We start from the raw sequence: 513 nt of genomic DNA on the forward strand, positions 1-513 counted from the left end.
CCCATGCACCGTATGACTAAGGTTTCCTGAGGAAGGCTCGTCCGCTCAGGGTTAGTCGGGACCTAAGCCGAGGCCGACAGGCGTAGGCGATGGACAACAGGTTGATATTCCTGTACCACCTCCTCACCGTTTGAGAAATGGGGGGACGCAGTAGGATAGGGTAAGCACGCCGTTGGTTGCGCGTGTTCAAGCAGTAAGGCGTGTATGCAGGCAAATCCGCATACTGTAACGTTGAGCTGTGATGACGAGCTCGTAGGAGCGAAGTTCCTGATTTCACACTGCCAAGAAAAGCCTCTATCGAGGTGAGAGGTGCCCGTACCGCAAACCGACACAGGTAGTCGAGGAGAGAATCCTAAGGTGTGCGAGAGAACTCTCGTTAAGGAACTCGGCAAAATGACCCCGTAACTTCGGGAGAAGGGGTGCTTCTTTGGGTGAATAGCCTAGAGAAGCCGCAGTGAATAGGCCCAGGCGACTGTTTAGCAAAAACACAGGTCTCTGCAAAACCGTAAGGTG

General features: G+C 53.6%; 1 rRNA gene. It reads left to right on the top strand.

Annotation, left to right across the window (positions count from 1 at the left end):
* Positions 1-513, top strand: a 23S ribosomal RNA gene (locus tag ACTHOQ_RS18915); the annotation flags it as partial.

This window comes from Solibacillus silvestris, from assembly GCF_051967575.1.
Taxonomy (GTDB): domain Bacteria; phylum Bacillota; class Bacilli; order Bacillales_A; family Planococcaceae; genus Solibacillus; species Solibacillus silvestris_B.